Source organism: Polaromonas sp. P1_G2 (genome assembly GCF_056405515.1).
In genome coordinates, this window is record NZ_JBFUBY010000252.1 from 1 (window position 1) to 6,025 (window position 6,025).

The window sequence follows — 6,025 nt, forward strand, 5'->3', positions numbered from 1 at the left end:
CCCTTCATGGCTTCGCAGGTGCCGGCATGTTCTGCGTCAATTCGATGCGGCGGCGCAGGCGATCGGCTTCGGTGGTGTTGCCGCCCTGCTCCACCCGGCGCAGCTCCACGCCCAGCCAGGCCAGCAGCGGGCGCCGCCAGCCCTGGGCCGAGGCGGTGTCGATCGCCTGGCTGATCACGGCCGGGTCGGCCTTGCCGGTTTGCAGCAGCACGCCGGCCGCCACCAGCTTCGACAGCGGGTCGGTGATGCCCGCCAGTGCGCCCGCATTGCCGGCCGCAGCCGCGCGTTGCGATTCAGGCAGCAAGGCAATCCCCTGCGACCGGACCCCGCCCTTGAGGTAATCGGCATAGGCCCGCTGGGCTTCGGTGGCATCGGTACGCAGTTTTTCAAAACCGGTGCAGGGCTCGTCCAATACCAGGCTGGCGATGCGTGTCGCGCAATGCAGCAGTTCGGCCGTGGCCAGCAGGTCGGCGCGGCCCGAGCGCGTGAGCTGGCCGCGCGCGCGCTCCAGCTCGGCCATCTCGACGCGGCTGTTGCCTTCCATGTAGGCTGCGACGGATCTGTCCATGGAGCCTTTGGCTTCGAGCTGCCAGTCCGGCGCGCGCGGGCCGCTGGAACAGGCGGCCAGCAGCCCGGCGGCAGCCAGCAACATGGCAAGTTTTGTGGCGGTGGTGTTCATGGCAGTTWCATCTCCGCCTCGCTCGCATCCTTGGCGAAAGGCCATTTGCGGCTGATCTCGTTGATCAGGCCTTCCACCTTGCGCAGGCTGGCCTCCACGTCGGCGCGCAGCGCGCCCAGGTCATCGGTGGCGACCTTGGCGTTGCGGGTCACGGCCTGGGCGTCCTGCAGCAGCGCATCGACCTTCTTGAGGCTGGTGCGGGCCTCGCCAAGCATGGTGTTGAGCTGCACCACGGTGGCGCGGGTTTCCGGCATCAGGCCCTTGTCGCCGAAGACCTGGGTGTCGGTCTTGGCGGCCAGGCCGTCCAGCTTGGCAAGCAGGGAATTCGTGCGATCCAGCGTGGCGGCGAACTTCTTCGCTTCGGCTTCGCTGCCCAGCAGCACCGTGAGCGCGCCGCCCGGGCCGTTGAGGCGCTCTGTCAGGGTTTTAACGTTGGCCAGGCTGGCGCCCACCGCGCCGCCCTCGCCGGTCAGGGTGTTGAGGTTTTCGATCAGTTCCTTGGCCGCGGCGACCACCTTGGGGACCTCGGCGGCGGCATCGCCCAGCAGCACGGTACGCTCCGCGCCTGCGGGCAGCGGCGGGTCGTTCAGCAGCCCGGTGTAGGCGCGCAGGCCTGTGCCGCCGACCAGCCCGCGCACCAGCGTGAACACGCTGCTGGTGCGCAACCAGTGGGCGTCCTTGGCCGCCACATCGACCAAAATGCGGGCCTTGCCGTCGGGCGCCAGCTCGACGCGGTTGACCCGGCCGATCGGGAAGCCCGAGAAGGTCAGGTCCATGCCGACCACCACGCCGTCCGAATCGTCGGCGATCAGCACCAGGCGCTGGGTCGATTCAAACGCGCCGCGCGCATACATCACATACAGCGCCGAACCGCACACCAGCAGCAGCATGAAGAGCAGCAGCAGCCTGGCCTTGAACTCCAGGCCGGCGATTTCCGCCGGCGAGGACTCCGTCTCGCGCGAGGGCTGCAGCGGGTCCGGCCGGCCGGGCGGCGGCGGTGATGGGTTGGGGGTGTCGTGGGATGAACTCATGGGATGTACTTTTTTTGTTGAGTCAATAGTAATTGCCGACCAGCGACGCCACTTCGATCAGCAAAATCACGGCGAACATGCGCACCAGCCCGCGCATCTCGGCGCTGGTGCGCACGCTGGCTTCGGACATGCCGTACAGCGCCGAAGCCATCGGAATCAGCGACACGGCCAGGCAGAAAAACAGGGTCTTGAGCACAAAGATCAGCGTGACCGCCGGGCTGAACACCTGGCCGAAGAGCCGGGTGTAAGACGCCAGGCCCGAAAGCGTGAAACCGTAGGTCGCGATGTAGGCCACCACCAGCGCCACCACACAGCTGAGCGCGGCCAGCGTGATGCCCGAGAACATGCCCGCCACCACGCGCGGCAGCACCTCGCGCCGCACCGGCTCTATGCCCTTGCGCCGCATTTCGTCGAGCTCGCCGCTGGCCTGCATGGCCGTCAGTTCGGCGCCGTCGGGAATCGTGCAGCGTAGCGCCACGAACAGCGCCGCCGTCAGCGGGATCAGCTCCAGCACCAGCACCCGAATCACCACCTGCAGGGCATACTGCGACAGCCCGTAGCTGAGCGCCGTCACCAGCACGATGCGCGTCAGCACCACCGTCACCAGCGCGCACAGCACGGTAAACCACAAAAGAATCGGCGCGGTGTTGATATAGATGTGGCGCGCCAGAATCGCGCGGCTTTGCGGGCTGTAGCTTGAGGGCGACAGCGTCAGCACCAGGATGATCGCCCCCAGGTGCACCAGCCGCCACCACTCGATCACCCACTGCTGCGCGGCACGGCCGGTTTGCGTGAGTCGATCCTGTCCGTGTGCCTTGGATGCCATCCGGGCATGATACCCGCGGGCCTTGCCGGTTCCATGTAGGATGGCAGGCGTTTTGCCCTCCCCTCCCCCTCCCCTTCTTCCGACCTCCCTGGTCGCAAATACTCCATGGCCCTCGACACCTGGACCGCCTACTTCCTCGCCTCCATCCTGATTGCCTTGTCCCCGGGTTCGGGCGCGGTGCTGGCCATGAGCCACGGCCTGAGTTTTGGCATGCGGCGCACGCGCGCGACGATTGCCGGTTTGCAGATCGGGCTGGTTGTCATCCTGCTGGTGGCGGGTGCGGGCGTGGGTTCGCTGCTGGTGGCCTCGGAGCTGGCTTTCAGCGTCGTCAAAATCCTGGGCGCGGCCTACCTGATCTACATCGGCTGGTCGCAGTGGCGTTCATCAAACGGCATTGCGCCGGATGGCGGGGCCGCGGCGGCCGACGGGAACGGCCTCTCGGCCAGGCGGCGCTTTTTCACCGGGCTGCTGACCAACGTGACCAACCCCAAGGGCATTCWGTTCATGGTGGCGGTGCTGCCGCAATTCATCAGCCCCAGCCGGCCGCTCTGGCCGCAGTTGCTGGTGATGGCCGTGACCACGGTAGCGGTGGACACCGTGGTGATGCACGGCTATGCCTTCGCGGCCAGCCGCTTGCAAACCTTTTTCAAGAATGCACGCGCGGTACGGCTGCAGAACCGCGTCTTCGGCGGCATGCTGATGGCGGTGGGCGCGGGCCTGTTCTTCGTCAAGCGCAGCCACGCGGCGGCGCACTAGCCTCTCAAGCTTTCGCCACCTGGGCCGAGACAATCGCGGCCAGCGTGCGCAGCGCCTCGTCGGCCTGGCCGGAAAACGGCGCACCGCAGCTGATGCGCAGAAAATTGTCGAAGCGATTCGAGTTGGAAAACATGGAGCCCGGCGCAACGCGTATGCCCTGGCGTATGGCGGTGTCGAAGACGGCCTGCGCCGAGGTGCCGGCCGGCAGTTCCACCCACAGCATCATGCTGCCCCGGGGCACCGACAAGCGTGTGCCGGGCGGGAAATGAGCCGCGATGGCTTCGGCCATCTGCTCGCGCTGCGCGTTGAGCATGCGGCGCAGCCTGGCCATGTGGCGGTCATAAGCGCTGGAGGCCATGAACTCGGCCACGGTGTACTGGGCCAGGGTTTCGTTGGCGCGGCTTTGCGCGTACTTGATCATCTGGATGCGGGCCTGCCAGCGGCCGCCGGCGACCCAGCCCAGGCGCAGGCCGGGCGCCAGCGTCTTGCGCAGCGAGGCGCAGTAAATCACCGAACCATCGCGGTCCCAGGCCTTGGCGGCCTTCAGCGGAACGTCATCGGGACCCAGCGTGCCATAGGTATCGTCTTCAATCAGCGCGATCTGCTGGCGCTCGCACAGCCGCACCAGCTTTTCTTTTTCGGTGTCGGGCATGACGCTGCCCAGCGGGTTGTGGAAATTCGGCATGACCACCACGGCGCGTATGCGGTCGTGGGTGCGCAGGGCCAAGTCCAGCGCCTCGACGGAAATGCCTTGCTGCGGGCTGGTGGGAATCTCCAGCGCGCGCAGGCCCAGGCTTTCGAGAATCTGCAGCAGGCCGTGGTAAGTGGGAGACTCCACCGCGACGGTATCGCCGGGCTGCGCCACCGCGCGTAAGGCGATGTTGAGCGCCTCTATGCAGCCGTGGGTCACCAGGATGTCCTCGGGCGACAGCTGCATGCCGGCTTCCAGCGCGCGTTTGGCCAGCACCGCATTGAGCGGTGAATCGTGCAGAAAATCAGGCGCGCTCACCAGCAGGAAGGGATGCTTGCGCAGGGTCCGCGTGGCGGCGTTCTTGAGCGCCTCGGCGGGGTACATATCGGGCGAGCCGTACGTCCCCGCGAGGTTGGTGACCAGCGGGTAGAAGTCGCACTTGGCGACAAAGTCCGAGACGCRGTCATGGATGCCGACGTACTGGGCCGGGTCCAGCTTGCGGCCCAACTCTGGCTCGCTGGGCGGCTGCAGGTCGGTGCGCCGCCGCTTGAGCACAAAGTAGCCGGACCGCGGCCGCGCCTCCAGCAGGCCTTCATCCTCCAGCGTATGGCAGGCCTCAACGGCAGTGGAGAGGCTGACCTGGTGCAGCCGTGTCAGCGCCCTGACGGAGGGCATGCGTTCGCCGGGCATCAGCACGCCGGACTGGATGGCCTGCCGGTAGTGGCTGGAAAGCCGCAGGTAGAGGGGTTGTTGCGTCAGGGGTAACACGTCCATGGCTTGAATGATCCGTGAAGGGGCTGCGGCGACACAGCCACAGATGGGGCGAAATCAGACCATAACAGATGAAGAAAAAGTCTTCTGTACCGATACAGAAAGGCCTTGTGTGCATCTGTCGGGAATCCGGCGCTTTCCTTAATCTTGCAGCCATGTCCTCCCCTTGTCCACGCAAAGCCCTAAATGGAGCCGCCATGCAAGACCCTTACGCCTCCCGCCGCCTTGAACTCGACGCCGGTGAATCCCTGTTCTTCCACAGCAAGGCCGGCAGCGCGCTGATCAGCACCTCGGGCACGTTGCTGGTGACGGGCGCGCCGCGCTGGCTGGGCGAACAGGTGTTTTGCAGCGCCACGGCGCTGGAATCCGGACAGTCGCACATCCTCGTCCAGGATGGCTGGGTCACGGTAACCGCCCAGCATGGCGGAGCGGCCTGCCTTGTATGCCAGCCCATCCGTGCATCGCGGCTGGAAAGGCTGGCGGCGGCGGGCAAAAAATGGTTCATCCGCCTCTCAGGAATCACACAGGCCGCGCGCGGCCGATACCGCAGCGCCAAGCCGGTTTAAAGCCGGCACGGTAAATTCGATCTTCATTCCCACCCCTTTCACCCACACCCATGACCACTTCCGCCTGGCTTTTGTTCATCACCATTTCGCTTGTGACCGCGCTCAGCCCCGGGCCGGGCATTTTGCTGGCGGTTTCCAATGCCGTGGCCTGGGGGCCGCGCAAAACGCTGTGGAGCTCCTCCGGCAATGTGCTGGGCGTGTTTTCGGTGTCGGCCGCGGCCATGGCCGGCCTGGGCACTTTGCTGCACACCTCGGCCTGGCTGTTCGCGGTCCTGAAAACTGTGGGCGCGGTTTACCTGGTTTACCTAGGCTGGCGCCAATGGACCAGCAAGACTTCGATGTTCGACGCGCCCTTGCCGGAACAATCGCTGCCGGGAAAAAGCAATGCCGCGCTGTTCCGCCAGGGCCTGCTGGTGGCGCTGACCAACCCGAAAAGCATCCTGTTTTTCACCGCGCTATTTCCCCAGTTCATCCACCCCGAAGCCCCGGTGCTGCCGCAGTTCCTGGCGCTGACCAGCGCGTTCGCCGCCTGCGTACTGGTCTCGCACATGGCTTACGTGCTGCTGGCGCGCCACACGCACCGCTGGTTCGGCACGCCGCGCCGGGCCCGGGTGTTCAACCGCATCTGCGGCGGCGCCTTCGGCCTGCTGGGCTTAAGCCTGCTGCGGCTCAAAAGCCCCAGCTGATTCCCCTGGACTTCTGCCC

At 66.1% G+C, this 6,025-nt stretch carries 7 protein-coding genes; 3 read left to right on the forward strand and 4 right to left on the reverse strand.

The window, feature by feature from the left end:
- Positions 1 to 4: 4 nt before the first annotated feature.
- Genes AC1D0P_RS20345 through AC1D0P_RS20355 form a run of 3 tightly spaced genes read right to left on the reverse strand, consistent with a single transcriptional unit; the run spans position 5 to position 2,536 of the window.
- Positions 5 to 679: a hypothetical protein gene (locus AC1D0P_RS20345; RefSeq protein WP_477678413.1), complete on the reverse strand. Its 675-nt coding sequence runs from the start codon at positions 677 to 679 to the stop codon at positions 5 to 7.
- Positions 676 to 1,710 (reverse strand): MlaD family protein, encoded by a 1,035-nt coding sequence (locus AC1D0P_RS20350; RefSeq protein WP_477678414.1) that lies wholly within the window; start codon positions 1,708 to 1,710, stop codon positions 676 to 678. Before AC1D0P_RS20350 ends, AC1D0P_RS20345 begins: the two co-directional genes overlap by 4 nt.
- Positions 1,711 to 1,732: 22 nt before the next feature.
- On the reverse strand, positions 1,733 to 2,536 hold the full coding sequence (locus tag AC1D0P_RS20355; RefSeq protein WP_477678415.1) for an MlaE family ABC transporter permease: 804 nt from the start codon (positions 2,534 to 2,536) through the stop codon (positions 1,733 to 1,735).
- Between the two features lie 105 nt (positions 2,537 to 2,641).
- Here AC1D0P_RS20355 and AC1D0P_RS20360 point away from each other — a divergent pair, with 105 nt between their 5' ends.
- Positions 2,642 to 3,292 carry a LysE family transporter gene (locus AC1D0P_RS20360; RefSeq protein WP_477678416.1) on the forward strand — a complete coding sequence of 217 codons (651 nt, stop codon included), beginning with the start codon at positions 2,642 to 2,644 and terminating at the stop codon, positions 3,290 to 3,292.
- A gap of 4 nt (positions 3,293 to 3,296) precedes the next feature.
- On the opposite strand, the gene AC1D0P_RS20365 is transcribed toward AC1D0P_RS20360, so the two are convergent.
- The gene (locus AC1D0P_RS20365; protein ID WP_477678417.1) at positions 3,297 to 4,757 is read right to left on the reverse strand and encodes an aminotransferase-like domain-containing protein; all 1,461 of its coding nucleotides are present in this window, start codon (positions 4,755 to 4,757) and stop codon (positions 3,297 to 3,299) included.
- Positions 4,758 to 4,951: 194 nt separating this feature from the next.
- Here AC1D0P_RS20365 and AC1D0P_RS20370 point away from each other — a divergent pair, with 194 nt between their 5' ends.
- Positions 4,952 to 5,320 (forward strand): hypothetical protein, encoded by a 369-nt coding sequence (locus AC1D0P_RS20370; RefSeq protein ID WP_477678418.1) that lies wholly within the window; start codon positions 4,952 to 4,954, stop codon positions 5,318 to 5,320.
- Between the two features lie 50 nt (positions 5,321 to 5,370).
- Positions 5,371 to 6,006, forward strand: a complete 636-nt coding sequence (locus AC1D0P_RS20375) for a LysE family translocator (protein ID WP_477652153.1) — start codon at positions 5,371 to 5,373, stop codon at positions 6,004 to 6,006.
- Positions 6,007 to 6,025: the final 19 nt, after the last annotated feature.

What these genes read in the sequence shown, in the direction of transcription:
- AC1D0P_RS20370 (WP_477678418.1), top strand. Translation starts at nt 4,952, where the DNA reads ATGCAAGACCCTTACGCCTCCCGCCGCCTTGAACTCGACGCCGGTGAA.
- AC1D0P_RS20355 (WP_477678415.1), bottom strand. Translation starts at nt 2,536, where the DNA reads ATGGCATCCAAGGCACACGGACAGGATCGACTCACGCAAACCGGCCGT.
- AC1D0P_RS20375 (WP_477652153.1), top strand. Translation starts at nt 5,371, where the DNA reads ATGACCACTTCCGCCTGGCTTTTGTTCATCACCATTTCGCTTGTGACC.
- AC1D0P_RS20345 (WP_477678413.1), bottom strand. Translation starts at nt 679, where the DNA reads ATGAACACCACCGCCACAAAACTTGCCATGTTGCTGGCTGCCGCCGGG.